The sequence below is a fragment of the Rickettsia sp. 109562A South Dakota genome, assembly GCF_055791265.1.
This window is the reverse complement of record NZ_CM147703.1, coordinates 22,501-40,814: the sequence shown is the minus strand read 5'-3', so window position 1 is coordinate 40,814 and position 18,314 is coordinate 22,501. Positions and strand designations below refer to the sequence as shown.

Here is an 18,314-nt window from a genome sequence, read left to right as displayed (position 1 = left end):
ATCTAAATTAGCATTTCACAATATCAATATGCTATAATGTCGCGTGTTACAGAGTCATCTTCTCCATTTTCCCAATCCAAAAATTTTGTATTACCACCAAAAAGTATTTCTATGGTTTCATAAAATTCTGCAGTAGTTATCTTATCTTGCTGCCAAGCTCGTAGTAAATTTATTAGATATTCTCTAGTTACTACAAATATTCTATCATGTACTGACATATATTTTCCTTTTGTTAAAATTCATTGTATATACCTATCCACGTTTTTCATCATTTCAAGATAGTCAATCTTACCGTTTGCAAGCAGAGGTATTTCTGAATCGGTAATAATTACTTTCGGTAAATGTAGTAAAGAAATTTGAGCGTTAGATACGGCATCTGTAAAGTTTTCTCTATTTATACCGGAACCGGTAGTAAATAAAATAATCTTTTCTCCGTGTGTTTTGTCGGGGACAGAAATAGCGGCATGCAGAGAGTCAGGATCAATCTCACTTGCAAGTTCTTCAATTTTTGTAAGAGATATCATTTCCCCTGCTATTTTAGCAAAGTGCTTAACACGCCCTAAAATTGTTATATATCCTTCAGAATCTATTTTGACTATATCGCCGGTGTCGTGCCATTCTCTATAAGTATGGTTATTTTCTAAGTCTAAGTAACCAAGCATTATATTAGGTCCCCTGATGAATAAACGTCCCCCTTCATTTATGCCTTCTACTTTTTCAAGTTTATAATCAATTTTTGGTAATAATCTTCCGACTGTGCCTGCTTTATTGTGCATAGGAGTATTACAAGCTATAATAGGTGCGGCTTCTGTAATCCCATATCCTTCAAAAATACGTATGCCGTATTTATTAAGCCAAAATTGTCTTGTAGGTTCTTTTAATTTTTCGCTACCGGCAAATATATAGCGTAATGAGTAAAAATCATATGGGTGAGCGTAATTAGCATAACCGTTTAAAAAAGTATCGGTAGAAATTAATATAGTTGCTCCGACATCGTATATAACTTCAGGAATAATACGATAATTTAGCGGAGAAGGATATAAAAATAGCTTAATACCGTTTAAAGTTGTAATAATTGCACCTCCAAGACCGAAACAATGAAATAAAGGTAATGAGTTAAATACTATATCTTCAGGGCTAAAAGGTACTTTAGCAGTTATTTGATATCTATTAGTTTGTAAATTTCTGTGAGATAGTAATACGGCTTTAGGTTCTCCTTCAGTACCTGAAGTAAAAATTATCACTGCCGGTTTTTCGTCATCACGATTACGACAAAAATAATTGTAATAAGTGTGTGCAAAATAACTTCCTATTTTGGCTTTTAGTTTTAGAGCTATACTAATCTGATTTTTAAAATCTTCTAAATATATTATTTTAATACCGAAATCTAATAAGTTAGTTATCAATTCATGTAAATTTGCTTTCTCGATAAATTGTTTTGAAGTGTAAACTACTTTGATTTGTGCAAGTTTACAGGAGTTAATAATAGTACTTATGCCGCTGCTCCAATTAATTATAGCAGGAACATAATCGCTAGATTGCATAGCATAAAAAACGATTAACGTATTCGTGGTATTAGGTAATATTAAGCCTAAATTTCTGCCAAAGATGTTGTTCGTTTTGATTAAATCACCGAGGATAAAAGATTTTAATATTAAATCTCGATAAGTAACCGCATTATTTTCAAAATCATCAACTATTTTTTTCTTAAATCCATGAATTTTAGCAGCTTCTATAAGAGACGAAAATAAAGTATTTTTATAGTCTGAACTCTCAAACATCATGTCAGCCATGATATCATAAAGAGTCCTGGCTATATAACTGCGTCGTTCTTGATTACTTGCAGCATCCATATTAGCAAATTTTACCGGCGGTAAAACCGTTATAGTAATTTTAGGGAATATTTTTCTTTTTAATATGTTTTTTAATTTTGATAAGTGAGTAAATTGAGTTCCGTCTATTCTAACCGGTAAAACGGTAGCACCGGCTTTATCGGCAATCATGCCCGGACCTTCATAAATTTTCATTAAAGAGCCGGTAACGCTTATTCTACCTTCCGGAAAGATAGCTACTTTCTGATCTTTTTGTACTTCTTTTACTAAGGTCTTTATTGCCATTGGATTACTTGGATCAACCGGCAAAGTTTTTGCCATACGTAAAAATGGTTTAATCCACCATATTTTTTGTATATCGGGACTAATTGCAAAAGTCATTTCTTCTCGTAAGTAAGTAGCAATTAGCGGCGGATCAAGATATGAAATATGATTAGCAACTACTACTACTTTTTTACCTGCTTTTTGAAAATTTTCAAATCCTTTAACTTCAACCTTATACATAAGATCAAAACAGATTTGGAATATTCTCCGCAATAGTTTATACGGAATAATTTTAACTTCAGGTATTAATCGGTAAATATGTATAGTAACGATTATATTAGCTAGGCTAATAAATAATATAATCCAGGGTATAGTGAAATTTAGGTAAAATAATAAAGATAAAATAATTGTTGATCCCACCATGAAAATGGAATTGATAAGATTGTTAACGGCAATAATTCGGCTACGATGAGCAGGGTTTGCGTAATGCTGTAATATCGCAAAAAGTGGAACGATATATAAACCGCCTATTGCTGCTAAGAAAAATAAATCGATAACTATTCGCCAATTATGTCTTTTCGATAAAAATACTAAAATACTTTTTAGTTGAGTAGGTTCGTAGTTAACTGAACTAATTCTACTTGCAAAGAATAAATCAATACCGAAAATACTGATACCTAGTGCTGAAATAAATAGATATTTAACGGTAATTTCATCTTCAAATATTTTGCTACATAAAAACGAACCGACCCCAACACCAAGCGAGAAAACCGCTAAAAATAAGTTAGCAACATTCTCATCGGCTTTAAAAGTTATCTTAGCAAGTAAAGGTATTTGAGAAATTATAGCAGCTCCGATAAACCAAAACCATGAAATGCCGAGTATAGCTAGATATATCTGTTTTTTTGCTTTAGCATATTTAATCATGTTTATGCTTTCATCTATAATATTAAAATTTATTTTAATATCACGATTTGCGTTACCCGATTTTGGTGCAAAAAGGCTTGTAATGAAGCCGAGAAAGGCGATGGTAATTAAGGAATAAATTATAAAATTATTGCTGATTGTATAATAGCTACCGATTATAGTACCGATAAAAATACCGATAAAAGTTCCGGCTTCAACAAAGCCGTTAGCTCCAAGTAATTCGTCTTTATTTAGGTGATCGGGTAATACGCTATATTTGATTGGACCGAAAAAAGTAGAGTGTATACCCATTAAGCAAATAGAACAAAACAGAATTAGCAGATTATTATGATGAAATCCATAAATTGCAAAGGCAATTATACCGATTTCACAAATCTTAATTATTTTAATAAGATTAGCACGTTCGTATTTATCGGCAATTTGTCCTGCTATGCTTGCGAATATTATAAAGGGTAGTACAAAAGTAGCATTAGCAATTAAAACAAGTAGATTATTATATTTACTTAAAGCTCCTGAAATACCGTAAGTAATAAGAATTACAAGAGCATTTTTTAATATATTATCATTAAGACAACCACATAATTGTATTATAAAATTCGGTGAAAATCGTCTATCTTTGAAAAGATATAATTTGTTTGTGTCCATAATATCCAAATACTATGCAATTTATATTAATATGTCAAATCGGGTTTATTGCCAATATTATTCTTTTCCTTTTGTACTTTTTTCCTCCTTTGTAAATTCTTCTTTAAGGCAGTTGATAAGTTATTAAATTTAGCAGTTGATTTGGCTCTTTTCGCTTTTTCTTTAGTATCTTCGGTAGATGACATAAATAATTATCTTTTCAGGGTAACATTATTATATTATACTATCGATATTTTGGAAAATAAAACTATAAATATCTATGAATCAAAGTAATATAATATCTCCTGAGTTACTGGATGAGAGAAAAAATATTGCAAGGCAAGGGGGCGGTGAAGCTAGAATCAAAGCACAACATCAAAAAGGTAAGTTAACTGCACGTGAGCGGATAGAAGTATTATTAGATCCAAATAGCTTTACCGAAACAGGTATGTTTGTAGCACATAGATGCGATAATTTCGGAATGCAGGATAAAAAGTTTTTAGGTGACGGTGTTGTAACGGGACACGGTACGATAAACGGTAGGTTGGTATTTATTTATAGCCAAGATTTTACCGTACTCGGCGGCTCACTCGGCGAATATCATGCTAAGAAAATCTGCGATATTATCGATCAAGCTATAGCAACCGGTGCTCCCGTAATCGGTATTAACGACTCAGGAGGAGCAAGAATTCAAGAAGGTGTAGACGCTCTTGCCGGATACGGTGAATTATTTCAGCGTAATGTTTTAGCTTCGGGTGTTATTCCGCAAATTACCTTAATTATGGGACCTTGTGCCGGCGGTGCGGTATATTCTCCTGCCTTAACCGATTTTATATTTATGGTTAAGAATAGTTCTTATATGTTCGTAACCGGTCCTGATGTAGTAAAAACTGTTACGGGTGAAGAAGTGAGCCAAGAAAAGCTCGGCGGTGCTAGGATGCATACCACTAAAAGCGGCGTTGCCGATCTTGCATTTAACAATGATATAGAAGCATTGCTCGAAATTCGTAAGTTCTTTAATTTCCTGCCGTCATCCAATCGTAGTCCTCTTCCTGTTCGTTCGACTGTTGATCCTGCCGATAGAGTCGATATGTCTCTTAGCACGTTAATACCTAATACTCCTAATAAGCCTTATGATATGAAAGAGCTTGTTGAGCGTATCGTTGATGAGGGAGAATTTTTTGAACTACAACCTGATTTTGCTAAGAATATCATTATTGGCTTTGGTTATATGGAAGGTTATCCGGTAGGTTTTGTTGCTAATCAACCATTACATTTAGCCGGATGTTTAGATATAAATGCTTCAAGAAAAGCAGCAAGATTTATTAGATTTTGTGATGCTTTCAATATTCCTATAGTGAGCCTTGTGGATGTGCCTGGATTTTTACCCGGTACATCTCAAGAGCATGACGGCATTATTAAACACGGTGCTAAACTGTTATATGCTTATGCGGAAGCTACAGTGCCGAAGATTACCGTAATTACCCGTAAAGCCTACGGAGGTGCTTATATAGTTATGAACTCTAAGCATCTTAGAGGCGATATAAACTATGCTTGGTTTAATTCTGAAATCGCCGTTATGGGTGCAGAGGGAGCAGCCGAGATAATATTTAAGGAAGAATGTAAAGCCCCTGAAGCTAAAAAACAAAAAATCGATGAATATAGAAAAGTAGTAACTTCACCTTTTGTTGCGGCATCTAGGGGATATTTAGATGATATTATAAGACCGCAAAATACTAGATGGCGAATATGTAAGGCATTAAATTTCTTACGTACTAAAAAAGTAGAATTACCTTGGAAAAAGCATGATAATTTGCCGCTATAAATGTCATTCCCGCGAAAGCGGGAATCCAAAAAAAGTAATAAAAAAATGCTCAAAATTAGCATTTTTAACTGGATTGCTTCGTCAATTACTATGTAATTTCCTCGCAATGACAAAAAAAGTCGATCTATGCGGGAATGAAATCGAGCACCACGCAACAAAGCCGGCTTGATATGCAGTATGACAGTAATTAAAAAATTTGAATATAAATATTGGATAGTTAATATGAAAACAAAAACTCCTCCTCCTTTAGATCTCACAAAAATACCGGAACAAATATATATGAAACCTCCTACTCCTAAAGATCAAAATGGTAATAAATTAGTGACTGCATATGCAGTTACTAGAATTATTAGAGATATTAAAGAAATTAAGGATACATCTACAGTTTCTATGACTCCGGTAACTCCTGTTACTCCGCATACGCCAACTTTAGATAACAAATTTTATCATTTGGAAAGTAAAAATTATTATCTATATCATCCGAAGCATACACTTATTAGACCTATTAAAAACTCAGCACCAGCAGAAGCTCCACCGCTTGTACCTGTGAAAGTTCAAGATGTATATGCAACGCCGTTAGAAGAAAGCAATATATATGCTATACCTGAAGAAAATAGTAATAATATGGAATGTATTGCACTAATAACCGAGTTGTTTAATTATTTAGATTCTTACTAAGTTAAGAATAAAGCTTATTTTATAATAAAAAACTATGAATAAACCATTATTTGATAAAATTTTAATTGCTAATCGTAGCGAGATCGCCGTTAGGATAATACGTACCTTAAAAAAGATGGGTATAAAGTCGGTTGCAGTATATTCTGAAGCAGATACAAACTCAATGTATGTGCAGCATGCGGACGAGGCTTATTATATAGGCGATTCTCCTGCAACGGAAAGTTATTTATCTATTAAAAATATTATTTCGGCGATTCGTGAAAGTGGGGCAAGTGCAGTACATCCAGGTTACGGTTTTTTATCGGAAAATCCGAATTTTGCCAATATTCTTAAAAGAGAAGGAGTAGTTTTAATAGGTCCTAGTGCTACAACCATTAAGAAAATGGGCGATAAAATCGAAGCAAAGAAAATTGCGATAGAGGCGAGCGTTAGTACCGTTCCCGGTTATATGGGGACTATAAAAGATGTTAAACAGGCAGTAGATATTGCCAAAGAAATAGGTTTTCCGGTAATAGTAAAAGCGGCTGCCGGTGGAGGCGGGCGTGGTATGAGAGTGGTGAATAATCCTGCTGAAATGGCAAATGCTTTTGAGTCGGCAAAACTTGAAGCAGCCAATAGTTTTAGTGATGATAGATTATTTATTGAGAAGTTAATTCAAACTCCCCGTCATATCGAAATTCAGTTACTTGCCGATCAATACGGTAATAGTGTATGCCTTGGAGAGCGTGAATGTTCAATACAGCGTCACCATCAAAAAGTAATCGAAGAAGCACCAAGCTCTTTTATTACCGAAGATGTAAGACAAGAAATGTATAGGCAGGTAATATCTTTATCTCAAAAAGTTGGATATTATTCGGCAGGTACTGTTGAGTTCATAGTAGATAGCAATAAAAATTTCTATTTTTTAGAAATGAATACTAGGTTGCAAGTGGAGCATCCTGTTACTGAGCTAATTACCGGTATAGATATCGTTGAAGAAATGATAAAAATTGCTGCCGGTGAAAAATTATCTTTTACGCAAGATGACGTAAAATTAAAAGGTTGGGCATTTGAATCCCGAATTTGTGCTGAAAATCCAAGCCGAGGTTTCTTACCTTCTAGCGGTAGAATTATAGCTTATTCCGAACCTGCAAAGAGTCCTAATATCCGTATAGATACAGGGATCGGGCTTGGCGGTGAAGTAAGTATGTTTTATGATTCGATGATTGCAAAATTATGTACTTACGGTGAAACAAGAGAGCAAGCAATTGAGGTAATGCGTTCTGCTTTGAGTTCTTATATAATTAACGGTATTGCTCATAATATCAGTTTCTTAGAAGCAGTAATGCTACATCCGCGTTTTGTTAGCGGTGATATTTCTACTGCCTTTATTCAAGAAGAATATCCTGACGGTTTTTCAGGAGCTAGTCTAACCTCAGAAGTAACAACCGTATTTCTAGCAACGGCTATTTTCATTTATATATCGGAACAAAGGCGTGCTTCTTTAATTTCCGGCAATATTAATAATCAAGCTAATAAAATAGGTACTAGATGGGTGGTAACTATCGATGATAAACTATTCCCCGTATTAATTACCCCTGTTGAAAACGGCTATAATATACGTCACGAAAGCGACCGAATATATATTCGTAGTAACTGGAATTTAGGTAATGAACTTTTTACGGCTATAATTAACGGTAAAAAGACAAATGTGAAAATTGAGAATATCAGAACCGGTTATTTATTATCACATGCCGGTATTAGTGTAAAAGCATTTGTTCGCTCTCCTCGTATATCGGAACTTGAAGCGTTGATGGTCTCAAAAGTAGTAGTAGAAGAAAGTACTGAATTACAGGCTCCTCTAAGCGGTCAGATTGCATCAATAAAAGTTACGGAAGGGCAGCAAGTAATAGCAGGGCAAGAAATTATGGTTTTAACTGCTATGAAAATGGAAAACCTGATTCTTGTCGAAAGAGACGGGAAAATAGCTAAAATTTATGTCAATGAAAAGGATAATGTTGTAAGAGGACAGATATTGTTGGAATTTGCTTGATATACTCGTTTAATTTGAAAAATTGTTGCAGCATATTTTAGAAAGCTCGATACAAGCGAATTTTGCAGGATTCGCCTTTGCTCACGTAGTTTATCTACGTTCCGCAGGCTCACCTTTAAATTCATCTTGTTTGGAACTTTCTGAAATATGCTGCATATTGTTTTTCGCTTATAATCCGCTACTATATTATATATACGCTGCGGTTATAAGCTTCAAAGTGTCTTGTTCGTTTTCAAGTTAAACTTCGTCTATCTACTATTCATTTTTTCAGAATATATCCATATTAATTAAGTCAAAATTTTCTCCAATACATAAAATATTTGAGTTAGTTTCTTCTTCGAGGATATATTCCATTAAGTTAAAATTTTTCTCAATATATGAAATATTTGAGTTGGCTTTTTCAAATAGATAATGATTTTTGTTTACCTTATTATATGCCTCTATAGCTTCTATAAATTTTTCTTGTTGAAAGTAACACTCTCCTATATTAAACAGAGCATAAGGATAAGATGTACTACTTTTATCTATTCTGCTATAAGCTTCTCTAGCTTTCTTTATATCTACCGTTCTTAAAATGATTATTTCCTTCCGTAAGATGTGGATTAGACATATTCCCTCTATATTTTAATTAGATTTTTTTATAAAAAAGTATATATTACCATGAAATGTGATAACCATGTTTCATGGTAATATATATGTATCTAATAAATGTGCAAGAGGTTTTTTGTTTTATTTTTTCTGGTACTAGATTATTATATTTAGTATAATGTGACGATAAACTAGTTATTGATATTGCATCTAATATATTTTCAAAATTAGTATTGTTAGATTTTTTACATAATGTAGAAATCTCAGTTAGCTGAGTTAGTTGAAACAATACATCGCTATGTAAATTCTCTTTTCCCCATCCTCTAACATTATAGTTAGCCCCTTGTTCGAGTACTACCGTGGCATGCCCATGTTCTGATACAAGCATTAAGGGTGATGCATCTTTATTACCGTTAATTTTTGCCCCTGCATTTAATAATGTTTTTACCCCTGTCAGATTACCGTATATTATTGTTACTTCCATAGCTACATCTAAATTAGCATTTTTAGATAAAAGATATTTTGCAACATTTTTGCTGTTTTTTAAATTAATTGCGGTACTTAATGGTGTGTTAAGACGATATTCAGTATTAACATCAAAACCATATATTTCAACAAATTTTTTAATTACTTCAAGTTTTTTTTTCGTTTATTGCTTTAAAAAAGGTTTGCTTATGAAGATCGTTTATATTTTGACTATTTTGTTCTGTTTCTTCTGAGGTTGTATTAAAAGGAATTGCTCCTTTTATTAAAAGATAACATATAATATCTGTTTTATGAGGTTCTTCCAAACCAGTAGCGAGACTTAGTAGATTAGAACCGAAATAACTAGTATTAACATCCCTTTCTTTTTCATCAATAAAATACTTTACTAAAGTTAAACTTTGGTTTTGTATTGCTTGTATTACATTAATGTTAAGATGTTCAATTAAATCATCAGTTTGCTGATAATTTTTTTCTGAATTGCAAATTCTAATGCTTTGTATTTATCTACCTTTCTATGTAAAAGGTAAACTATAACATCATATTTATTAGGGTCATTTGAACTAAATAATATATTAAATGCAATTATCTTCTTCAGGATGGATTTCATCAATGTATTTATCTAAATATTCTTTAGTTATTACATTCGTGGCTTCTGATTCTGTTTTAGTAGTTTCCGGCTCATTAGTTTTAATCCCAGAACCTTTTTCCCTCGGAGTTACGGAGGAGTTTTTCGACATAATTTACCTAAATTAATTTATAGCGTGCATACTATATATTAACCTAAGTAAATTATCAATATCTTAATTGATAGTAAAATAATTTACTATCTTTTAATCTTAAGTTGTATTTTATGGTTCTTTAATTCTATTTCATTGACATAATCGGGGGTAAAGTCTTTAGCAAACTCGCTTAAAGTTTGTTCTTTAATATAATCTCCATAAATATTGATTATTTTAGATAAATCAGACTCGCTTATTATCTCAATTAAAATCCTGTCAGTTATAGAGAAATCGGCATCTTTACGAGCTTGTTGTATGAAGCGTACAATATCTCTAGCTATTCCTTCTTCTATTAATTCAGGTGTTAGCTCTAAATCAAGTATTAACAAACTGCTATTATCCGCAAAACTTGCTGCTCCTTTAATGTGTGAGTAAGGCTCTAAAACTAGCTTATATTCTTCATTATTTAAGGTTTCGCCGCATATAGCTAAATCACTTGCAGTAGCTTCCCACTCGCCTTTTTTAGAAGCGGCTATAATCTCTTTCATTTTATAAGGCAAACGTTGACCGAGCATAGGGAAATTAATCGATAATTTTTTAGCTGCATAATTCTCTAGATCATCACGATAAATTATCGCCTTAACATTAATTTCGTCTTTAATTAAATCTTCAAAATCTTTAAGTTTATCATTATGTTTACTGATGATAGTTATACTAGCAAGCGGTTGTCTTACTCGTACATTTTCATTACTTCTAATAAACAGACTATTACTGCAAATATCAAGCACAGTATCCATAGTAGCCACTAGCTCGTGATTTACCTCAAAGTTTGAGAGATCGGGATAGTTGCATAGGTGGACGGATAAGTTGTCATTCCCGCATCCTCTTATGTCATCCCGCGACTTGATCGCGGGATCTTGTGCCCCAGGTTTATCTCCTGAGATCCCGTGGTCAAGCCACGGGATGACAGTATTGCGTAACCCCAAATATATTGCTTCGGAAATCATAGGCACTAGTACCGACATCGCAATAGCCATGGTCTCTAAACATGAATATAGAGTATTATAAGCATTTTGTTTATCTGCATCTTTTTCACTTTTCCAAAATCTTGCTCGGCTTCGTCTTATATACCAATTGTTTAAAACTTCAAAAAATCCTGATACTTCATGATAAGCCGTTTGCGTATCGAAATTATCTAAACTTTCTTCAATTTTTTGTACGGCTATTTTAAGCTTAGATAATATATAAACATCAAGCACGTTTTCAGAAGCAAAATCAAGCTCGCCTTTAAGTGAATCGGCATTAGCATACATCGTAAAGAAATGGTAGGCATTCCAAATAGGTTTGATGAATAAACGCAGCGTATCGAATACCATCTTACCATCTTTATCGATTAACAGCTCCTGACCTTTAACAACGTTTGAAGATAGCATCGTAACTCTTAAAGCGTCAGAGCCGTATTTATCAAATAGCTCCAGCGGATCGGCGTAGTTATTAAGACGCTTTGAAAGTTTTTGACCGGTAGCGTCTAAAATCACGCCGTGGCATATACAATTTAAAAACGGCGGACGATCAAATAAAGCGGTAGATAGCACCATTAAAGTATAGAACCATCCACGTGTTTGTGCCGAATACTCAACTATAAAATCAGCCGGAAAATGATCCTCAAACCACTTTTTATTTTCAAAAGGGTAGTGGGCTTGCGAATAAGGCATTGAGCCGCTTTCAAACCAGCAATCAAACACGTCTTCTATTCTACGCATTGTTGATTTATCGGTTGGATCATCAGGATTGGCCCGAGTAAGTTCATCGATAAACGGACGATGTAAATCAGTAACTTTAACGCCAAAATCTTTCTCTAATTCCTCTATAGAGCCGTAAACATCTATGCGTGGATATTTTGGATCATCGGACTTCCATACAGGCAAGGGGGTTCCCCAAAATCTATTACGACTTATCGACCAATCACGGGCATTTTCAAGCCACTTACCAAACAAATTATCTTTAACGTGGAAAGGTATCCAGTTAATTTGCTGATTTAACTCTACCATTCTATCTTTAAAGTTTGTCACTTTTACGTACCATGATGGAACGGCCTTATATATAAGAGGTGTATCGGTACGCCAGCAATGAGGATAATTATGAATATACTGCTCGGTTTTTAGCCAATTTCCTTGCTCTTTAAGTTTGATTATTATTTTGTCATTTGCATCAAATACTTGCAAACCCTCTAAATCAGGAATTTCTTTAGTGAACTTACCGCTATTATCAACAGGACAAACTAGCTCGATGCCTTTTGATTCACAAAGTATTTGGTCATCTTCACCAAAGCCCGGAGCCATATGAACAACACCCGTGCCGTCACCCTCAACGACAAAATCGCCGGCAAATATCTTAAAGCTATTTGGATGATTCTCGAAATAGTCGAATAAAGGCTTGTAGCTTAATCCTTGAAGCTCTGAGCCTTTAATAATAGTAAATTTCTCATCACCTTTTAATTCTAATTCTTTAGCATATTTAGAAACTGATGAAGCAGCTATAATATAACAAATATCATTTTTAGGGGCTAATGCATAATCTATATCACTACCGACTGCAAGGGCTAGATTTGAAGGAAGCGTCCAAGGTGTTGTCGTCCAAGCAAATATACGATATTCTTTATATTCACCGTGCGGTAGTTTGTCTCTTAACACGAAACTCACCGTTACTGCTTTATCGGCTCTCTCACGATAAGAATTATCAAGCCTTGTTTCAAAATTAGAAAGCGGCGTTTCGCATGCCCAAGAATAAGGCATTACCCGCATAGATTCGTACAATAACCCCTTATTATATAGCTCCTTAAATGCCCAAAGGACGGATTCCATAAAATTCTTATCCATCGTTTTATAAGAATTTTTAAAATCCACCCATCTTGCTTGACGAGTTACATATTGCTCCCACTCACCGGCATATTTCATTACCGAAGCTCTGCAATGACTATTAAACTTCTCTATACCGAAGTTAGTTATTGCAAGACGCCCTGAAATGCCAAGTTCTTTCTCTGATTGCATTTCTGCAGGAAGACCGTGACAGTCCCAGCCAAAACGACGCTCGACTTTCTTACCTTTTACGGTTTGGTATCTAGCATATACGTCTTTAATAAAGCCGGTAAGCAAGTGACCGTAATGCGGCAAACCGTTTGCAAAAGGCGGACCGTCATAAAAGGTAAACTCGGCATCTTTAGTTCTATTATCAATAGATTTTTGGAATATATTATTGTCTTGCCAAAATTTTAGTATTTCTCGTTCTATAGCTGCAAAATCAGCATTTGAACTAACTGCAGGATAATATTTAGTATTTGTCATTATTTTAGAAATCATTATAATAGTTTGGTTTATAATAATAGATAATGATAAAGAGATAAATACATAATTTGTACTAAACTATTTAATTTTAGGAGACAAATGAAAACCAAGGAACTTCCTAACACTAATATTATTAACAAGAAAATTAATAATGATAACCAAGCTGTGTTATCTCCTATGCCGGATGTAGGAGGAATATTTTCAAAATATAAGAAAAATAACGGGCTTTCTTTTGAAGAAATAAGAGATAAAGCTTGGAGAGAAAATCTTGAAGATAATTATTGGGCGAAAGCATCAACAAATATCGAACAACAACCGCAGTGGTTATCAGCAAAAGAATCAGAAAAGTTTCTTAAATGAAGTATTTAAGCCCTTTAAAAATATTTTTTGATAAAAATTAGCGAATCAAAACAATATTACAACTTAATTGCAAGCTAGCCCAAGCTTTGTCTGCTGTATATACCGGATAATTTTTTGATAGTGCAAGAGCAAGGTAGGCTCTATCACCAAGTGATAATCCTAGTTGTTTAGTTTTAATTATTAGTTCTCCGTTTAAAAAAGCCTGCTCCTCATCAAACGGTAAAATTGTTGGAATAAGATTTTGTATTAGCTTATGTATTTGCTCCTTTGTTAAACCTTTTCGATCTATTAAGAATTTTACTACTTCTGCAATATTTACAGTACTCATTATAGCGTAAGGTAGCACGTCTATAATTTTTTCTTGTCCTTTTTCTTCAGCAAGTAAAGCTATCAAGGAAGAAGAATTGAGAACCGCAGATTTATCCTGATGAGAAGACATTATTTTACCACAAATTAAAACTTAGAATTTTCTTTATTTGCTTCTTGATATTTCTGCTTTAACAATTCATCAACAAATGATTCTGATTTGGAGCCGTATTGTTGAACAATGCTTGAGCTTCTTTTACTGCTTTGTGAAGAGTTACTAAATGTAGTTCATTATTAACTTTATTTATAATGAAAGAATCGCCGGCTTTAAGTTTCATAGCATTTCTAATGTGATATGGAATTAATAATCTATCGTTTTTATCAATGCTACTATGTAAAGCTTTCATGATTATACAACTTAATAAATTCTAAAATAGAATATTATCTATATTATGTCAATAATCATACGCTTATTTAAAACCTACCGGATAATTAATTTTACCCATAAATATATTTACGTAAACATTCTAACTATGGGAATATTTGAAGGGTCGAGTAGTTTTTTCATCTGTGAGAAAGTTTTGACTATATTTTCTACGGAATTCTCAATAAATTTATCAGTATCAATATAATTTTCCGATTCGTCTTGAATATAAAAAAGAATAGACGAGACATAAACTGAGAGTAATAAGCTTCTTTTAGTGTAGTAATTAAAATCAAGAGATTTATCGCCGGCATAACGCCACATAGCATCACAGCTACGGAATGCAACCTGAGTACCTTGTATTGGGTTTAATGCAAAATAAGCAGCATTCTTACTATGAATAATAGGGAGTACCGATTTGATTCTGATCTTTACGGCTAAAGATATTTTCTCTCTTATTTTTGCCGGTTCTTCTATTATGCTTAAGCTTTCTAGTAAAATTTTATCTAAATAGCTCTCAAAGAATTCTACTATTTCAGATAACCCTTCTGGAAAAAGCATTAAGCTATAGCCTTTGGCAAAGCCACACTTTTCTTCTGCTGCTTCAAGTAGCGTATTATTCCATTCATTAAACGGTAATAATTCTAATAAAGATTGCACGAAGCTTAATTTTTTGATATAGTGTTCTTCCTGGATGCTCATATTTTTAACCTTGACATATAACTTAATTATAGGTTATAGTTCAATATAGTTCAAACCACAAATATCTTTTAAGGAGAGTAATTTTAGTGATACTAGTGAATGTTCACGCCGGTAATTGTGACAATACGCTTAAGAATTTTAAGAAAAAGCTACAAAGAGAGCTTTATTTTCGTAAGATGAAAGAACAGCGTTATTATGAAACGCCTTCAGCAAAGCGTGTCCGTAAAGCACAAGACGCAGCGAGAAGACAAAGAAAATTTGCTCGTAAAAAAATGTTTGATGAATAAAATGTCAAACTATTTTAATACTAAATTAAAGCTAGAAATATTAATATTTCTAGCTTTTTTGTTATGTAGATTACTCTAGTACGAAAGTTACCCCAATATCATTTCTGCGAAAGTGTTATTGCATAACTTTTAAAAAGCATTAGATGTTATTCCCGCGGAGGCGGGAATCTAGTAAAACATATAAAAACTTGTTTTTATCAAATATGTAATTATATTAAGTTTTTTTTCTGGATTCCCGCTTTCGCGGGAATGACATAGAGCAGTTTTATCAATCCGTGCAACAGCGTCTACTCTTGTTCGTGTGTAGTAGTATGTTCGCCGCCTAAACTAATACCGAATTTTTGCTCTAAAACCACAGAGCATGTGAGCTTTAAGGAATCCCAAAGGTTTACATCGTCTAGCGATTCTATCTCTTCCCGATCCAATACTTCCTTATTTGGTGTAGTATTGTTAAGTATAGAGAGCTTTATACTATCCCATGTGTTTTTACAAGATGATTTTATACTATTAAATATACCAACTTCACTACTTAATAAGTTTATCATATCTGTATGCCCCTTAATATATGCTATATCTAAAGGAGTTTGATTATTTTTATTTGTAAGATTTATAGAAGCTTTTATTTCTATAAGATATTTCATTAAATCTGTATTACCGCTGCTAGCTACTTTATGTGCTATATTTTTAGTTAATTTTGAGCCGTGTTCTATAAGAAATTTAATTATATCGGGATCGTTTGTTATATTTAAAGGAATATGTTCACCATAGTCTTTTATTTTTATATTAACTGATGCACCGTATTCAACAAGTAGTTTTACCATCTCCTTATTATTTTTTTGAACCGCTATATACAAAGGAGTGTCAAAATTGCTGCGTCTAATATCTAAAATAATTTTATGTTCTTTTAAAAGACTTGTTACTTTTTCTATATTTCCTTCTTCAACTGCAGTGAAAAAAATATTTGGTTCTATATCCATTACTTGAATGTTATATTTTTCACTATTCTTTTCAAGAAATTCTCTCATTTGCTTATTTGGATCATCAAACCTTAGGATACACATATAAGCGGTTTCGCATAATCTATTATTAGTAATATTAGGATCAGCCCTTTATCTAGTAATAATTGAGTCATTGGGAAATTGTTGTTCATAGTGGAATAATGAACGGCTGTATTTCCTGTACACTCTTGAAAATTAATATCAGTTCCGTTCTCTAAAAGCTCTATAACTTTCTTTATATTACCGTCTTGTACGGCTTCTATAAATTCCTCATTTATTGAATTTGGTTTTTCATTAATCATAAAATAATCCTTAATTTGTTAATATTTAGTACATGTTTAGAATAGAATAATTATTTGATTAGTCAACCCGATAGATTAAGAATTTTACCGGCATTGCAAGATAAAGATTGATATCGTCATTGCGAGCGACTGTAAGGAGCGTGGCAATCCAGAAAAAAATTAAAAAAATGCTATAAATTAGCATTTTTTTACTGGATTGCTTCGTCAATTACTTCATAATTTTCCTCGCAATGACGTAGAATTTTCAAGCCCTCAATAATTATTTAGCAATGCCATTTCACTATAAAACTTGAAATGTTTCCAATTAACTTTTTTTATGTTATAAAGAACTGTTATAGTCATATAAACAGTATCTATGCTTAGTTATCTTAAACAAAATCTACGTTCTTATTTTTCTAGTAGAATGCTGATTTTTATTTTAATGGCAGCTGCCGTTATTTTTGCCTGTGCTACTTTTTATGTGATATCTTTAGAATCGAAGAATTTTAGTACGATTATTGGGTTTTTATTAGTTGATTTAGCAATTTTTTTAATTTTAGGTATTTTATTAACTCAAAAATTCTTGGCTAAAAACAATAATAATGATACTTCTAAATTACAAAATCGTATTGTAATTGCCTTTAGTTTAGTTTCTGCTATTCCAACCATAATTGTTTCGGTATTTTCTGTTTATTTTTTTAATCTTAGTGTTCAAGTATGGTTTGATAAGAAGATTTCTACGGTTCTTGATCAATCCGTAATAGTTGCCGAATCTTATATTGCCGAGCATAAATTACAGCTAAAAGAAACGGCTTTAGCTGTTGCTGAAGATTTAGGTGATATGTATTACGATTTAATTCATAATCCTGCTTTGTTTACTAAAACGCTTAATACCGAAGCAGAGATGCGTTCGCTTGATGAAGCAATAGTTTTAAACAAATCTACCAATACTATAGTAGCTAATAGTTATTTAAGTTTTTCTTTGTCGTTTGCAACTATCCCTGCACATTTAATTAAAAAAGCGGATTTAGGTGAACCGGTGGAAGTAAAATCCGATCCGACCAAAATAAGAATGCTTATTAAATTAAAAGAATATAATGATGTATATTTATTGGTCGGTAGATTAGTAGATAATAAAATTATCGATCATATAGATGCAACTAATGGAGCGGCTGCCGAGTATAATAGTCTTAAAAATGAAATAGATAATATACAAATCAAGTTCTCTATAATGTTTATCTTTATTGCCTTATTACTTCTTTTTGTAGCTATAAGTTTCGGGGTTATATTTACTGCTAAAATAGTAAACCCTATTAAAAAATTAGTTACTGCAACCGACAAAGTTAAAGACGGTGATTTAACGGTACAAGTGCCTGAAAGTGAAGTAGATAAAGACGAAATAGGAACGCTTTATGCGGCATTTAATAGAATGATTAAGCAGCTTTCCCGTCAGCAACGTGACTTAGTTATAGCACAAAGGGCTATGGTTTGGTCGGATGTTGCTAAGAAAGTAGCACATGAGATTAAAAACCCTCTCACTCCTATTTTACTTGCTTCTGAAAGGTTGCTTAAGAAATTTAGTCCTGAAATAAAAGGAAGAACGGAATTTGAAAATTATTTAAAAATGATTATCCGTC

The 18,314-nt window shown here is 32.9% G+C and carries 17 protein-coding genes and 2 pseudogenes (1 of these 19 running past the window's edge); 7 read left to right on the top strand and 12 right to left on the bottom strand.

What is annotated here, in order from left to right:
* Window positions 1-23: 23 nt before the first annotated feature.
* Genes ACIAS7_RS00240 through ACIAS7_RS00230 form a run of 3 tightly spaced genes read right to left on the bottom strand, consistent with a single transcriptional unit; the run spans window position 24 to window position 3,853 of the window.
* Window positions 24-218 (bottom strand): hypothetical protein, encoded by a 195-nt coding sequence (locus ACIAS7_RS00240; protein ID WP_473198836.1) that lies wholly within the window; start codon window positions 216-218, stop codon window positions 24-26.
* A gap of 21 nt (window positions 219-239) precedes the next feature.
* Window positions 240-3,668, bottom strand: a complete 3,429-nt coding sequence (locus ACIAS7_RS00235; RefSeq protein WP_473198835.1) for an acyl-[ACP]--phospholipid O-acyltransferase — start codon at window positions 3,666-3,668, stop codon at window positions 240-242.
* Window positions 3,669-3,694: 26 nt separating this feature from the next.
* A complete protein-coding gene (locus ACIAS7_RS00230) occupies window positions 3,695-3,853 on the bottom strand; it encodes a hypothetical protein (protein ID WP_473198834.1) in 159 nt (52 codons plus the stop codon).
* A 74-nt stretch (window positions 3,854-3,927) separates the two neighbouring features.
* Between ACIAS7_RS00230 and ACIAS7_RS00225 the strand changes: the two genes are divergently transcribed.
* The 3 genes from ACIAS7_RS00225 to ACIAS7_RS00215 all read left to right on the top strand — a co-directional run bounded on the left by ACIAS7_RS00225 (window position 3,928) and on the right by ACIAS7_RS00215 (window position 8,182).
* A complete protein-coding gene (locus tag ACIAS7_RS00225) occupies window positions 3,928-5,472 on the top strand; it encodes an acyl-CoA carboxylase subunit beta (RefSeq protein ID WP_473198833.1) in 1,545 nt (514 codons plus the stop codon).
* Window positions 5,473-5,649: 177 nt separating this feature from the next.
* Window positions 5,650-6,150 carry a hypothetical protein gene (locus ACIAS7_RS00220; protein WP_473198832.1) on the top strand — a complete coding sequence of 167 codons (501 nt, stop codon included), beginning with the start codon at window positions 5,650-5,652 and terminating at the stop codon, window positions 6,148-6,150.
* Window positions 6,151-6,184: 34 nt separating this feature from the next.
* Window positions 6,185-8,182 carry an acetyl-CoA carboxylase biotin carboxylase subunit gene (locus ACIAS7_RS00215; RefSeq protein ID WP_473198831.1) on the top strand — a complete coding sequence of 666 codons (1,998 nt, stop codon included), beginning with the start codon at window positions 6,185-6,187 and terminating at the stop codon, window positions 8,180-8,182.
* Window positions 8,183-8,449: 267 nt separating this feature from the next.
* Here ACIAS7_RS00215 and ACIAS7_RS00210 read toward each other — a convergent pair whose 3' ends face one another.
* From ACIAS7_RS00210 to ileS, 4 genes are all read right to left on the bottom strand, one after another.
* Window positions 8,450-8,668, bottom strand: coding sequence for a hypothetical protein (locus ACIAS7_RS00210; RefSeq protein ID WP_473199373.1), 219 nt, complete (start codon window positions 8,666-8,668; stop codon window positions 8,450-8,452).
* 169 nt (window positions 8,669-8,837) lie between these two features.
* Window positions 8,838-9,254 carry a hypothetical protein gene (locus ACIAS7_RS00205; protein WP_473198830.1) on the bottom strand — a complete coding sequence of 139 codons (417 nt, stop codon included), beginning with the start codon at window positions 9,252-9,254 and terminating at the stop codon, window positions 8,838-8,840.
* Between the two features lie 574 nt (window positions 9,255-9,828).
* Window positions 9,829-9,993, bottom strand: a complete 165-nt coding sequence (locus tag ACIAS7_RS00200; protein ID WP_473198829.1) for a hypothetical protein — start codon at window positions 9,991-9,993, stop codon at window positions 9,829-9,831.
* 86 nt (window positions 9,994-10,079) lie between these two features.
* The gene (gene ileS, locus ACIAS7_RS00195; RefSeq protein ID WP_473199372.1) at window positions 10,080-13,319 is read right to left on the bottom strand and encodes an isoleucine--tRNA ligase; all 3,240 of its coding nucleotides are present in this window, start codon (window positions 13,317-13,319) and stop codon (window positions 10,080-10,082) included.
* Between the two features lie 99 nt (window positions 13,320-13,418).
* Between ileS and ACIAS7_RS00190 the strand changes: the two genes are divergently transcribed.
* Complete coding sequence (locus tag ACIAS7_RS00190) at window positions 13,419-13,679, top strand: hypothetical protein (RefSeq protein WP_473198828.1); 261 nt, start codon at window positions 13,419-13,421, stop codon at window positions 13,677-13,679.
* A 37-nt stretch (window positions 13,680-13,716) separates the two neighbouring features.
* On the opposite strand, the gene ACIAS7_RS00185 is transcribed toward ACIAS7_RS00190, so the two are convergent.
* From ACIAS7_RS00185 to ACIAS7_RS00175, 3 genes and pseudogenes are all read right to left on the bottom strand, one after another.
* The gene (locus ACIAS7_RS00185; RefSeq protein WP_473198827.1) at window positions 13,717-14,118 is read right to left on the bottom strand and encodes a type II toxin-antitoxin system VapC family toxin; all 402 of its coding nucleotides are present in this window, start codon (window positions 14,116-14,118) and stop codon (window positions 13,717-13,719) included.
* Window positions 14,119-14,132: 14 nt separating this feature from the next.
* Window positions 14,133-14,323 (bottom strand): annotated as a pseudogene (locus tag ACIAS7_RS00180) (hypothetical protein).
* Between the two features lie 176 nt (window positions 14,324-14,499).
* A complete protein-coding gene (locus ACIAS7_RS00175) occupies window positions 14,500-15,111 on the bottom strand; it encodes a COQ9 family protein (protein WP_473198826.1) in 612 nt (203 codons plus the stop codon).
* A gap of 86 nt (window positions 15,112-15,197) precedes the next feature.
* Here ACIAS7_RS00175 and rpsU point away from each other — a divergent pair, with 86 nt between their 5' ends.
* Window positions 15,198-15,398: a 30S ribosomal protein S21 gene (rpsU, locus tag ACIAS7_RS00170; protein WP_473198825.1), complete on the top strand. Its 201-nt coding sequence runs from the start codon at window positions 15,198-15,200 to the stop codon at window positions 15,396-15,398.
* Between the two features lie 287 nt (window positions 15,399-15,685).
* On the opposite strand, the gene ACIAS7_RS00165 is transcribed toward rpsU, so the two are convergent.
* Window positions 15,686-16,459, bottom strand: coding sequence for an ankyrin repeat domain-containing protein (locus ACIAS7_RS00165; RefSeq protein ID WP_473198824.1), 774 nt, complete (start codon window positions 16,457-16,459; stop codon window positions 15,686-15,688).
* Window positions 16,447-16,698, bottom strand: a complete 252-nt coding sequence (locus ACIAS7_RS00160; protein ID WP_473198823.1) for an ankyrin repeat domain-containing protein — start codon at window positions 16,696-16,698, stop codon at window positions 16,447-16,449. The genes ACIAS7_RS00165 and ACIAS7_RS00160 overlap by 13 nt, the downstream gene beginning before the upstream one ends.
* A 129-nt stretch (window positions 16,699-16,827) precedes the next feature.
* On the opposite strand from ACIAS7_RS00160, the pseudogene ACIAS7_RS00155 reads away from it, so the two are divergent.
* A pseudogene (locus ACIAS7_RS00155) lies at window positions 16,828-16,939 on the top strand (lytic transglycosylase domain-containing protein); the annotation flags it as partial.
* 114 nt (window positions 16,940-17,053) lie between these two features.
* On the top strand, window positions 17,054-18,314 hold the 5' portion of the coding sequence (locus ACIAS7_RS00150; RefSeq protein WP_473198822.1) for a sensor histidine kinase NtrY-like. 548 nt of this gene lie beyond the right edge of the window; the window shows 1,261 of its 1,809 coding nt (coding positions 1-1,261); the start codon lies at window positions 17,054-17,056; its stop codon lies off the right edge, out of view.